Source organism: Variovorax glucosi (genome assembly GCF_051216695.1).
Lineage (GTDB): Bacteria > Pseudomonadota > Gammaproteobacteria > Burkholderiales > Burkholderiaceae_C > Variovorax.
In genome coordinates this window covers 1-1,120 of sequence record NZ_JBPJZE010000298.1, presented here as the reverse complement: position 1 = coordinate 1,120, position 1,120 = coordinate 1, and the positions used below count along the sequence as shown (strand labels likewise).

The 1,120-nt window shown below is 65.9% G+C and carries 1 pseudogene; it reads left to right on the top strand.

Annotated features, from left to right (window positions below):
* Positions 1 to 1,120, top strand: a pseudogene (locus tag ACSFA3_RS25115) (efflux RND transporter permease subunit); the annotation flags it as partial.

The following is a 1,120-nucleotide window of genomic DNA, read 5'->3' as shown; positions in this document are numbered from 1 at the left end:
GCATCGCCAAGTCGGTGACGGGCGAGTACACCTTCGCGATCTTCGCGGTGACGGTGATCGCGCTGGTGCTGTCGTGGATCGTCTCGGTGTACTTCGTGCCGTACCTCGGCACGCTGCTGCTCAAGGTGAAGCCGCACGACCCTGATGCACCGCCGCATGAGCTGTTCGACACACCGTTCTACAACGTCTTCCGCCGCACGGTGAACTGGTGCGTGCAGCACCGCTGGATGACCATCGGCGCCACGATTCTGATTTTTGCGCTCGGTATCGTCGGCATGGGCAAGGTGCAGCAGCAGTTCTTCCCCGATTCGAGCCGGCCAGAGATCCTGGTCGACCTCTGGTTCCCAGAAGGCACCTCGTTCGCCGCCAATGAAGAAGTGGCCAAGCGCGTCGAGCAGCGCGTGATGCAGGAGGCCGGCGTGAAGACGGTCAGCACCTGGATCGGCTCCGGCGTGCCGCGCTTCTACCTGCCGCTGGACCAGGTTTTTCCGCAGACCAACGTGTCGCAGCTCATCGTGCTGGCCAAGGACCTGAAGGTGCGCGAGACGCTGCGCCTGAAGCTGCCGCAGCTGCTGGCGCAGTAATTCCCCGAGGTGCGCGGGCGCGTCAAGCTGCTGCCCAACGGACCGCCCGTGGCGTATCCGGTGCAGTTCCGCGTGATCGGCGTCGACCCGGCGCAGCTGCGCGGCCATGCCGATGAGGTGAAAGCCGTGCTGCGCGACAACGCCAACATGCGCGGCGTGAACGACAACTGGAACGAGTCGGTCAAGGTGATCCGCCTCGAAATCGACCAGGCCAAGGCGCGCGCGCTCGGCGTGACGAGCCAGGCCATCGCGCAGGCCTCGAAGACCATGTTCAGCGGCACCACCGTTGGCCAGTACCGCGAGAACGACCTGCTGATCGACATCGTGCTGCGCCAGGCGCCCGACGAGCGCCGGGCCATCTCGGGCATCGGCAAGGCGTACATCCCGACGACCTCGGGCCGTTCGATTCCGCTCACGCAGATCGCCAAGCCGGTGTTCACCTGGGAGCCGGGCGTGATGTGGCGCGAGAACCGCGACTACGCGATCACCGTGCAGGGCGACGTGGTCGAAGGCCTGCAGGGCGCGACCGTGACGGC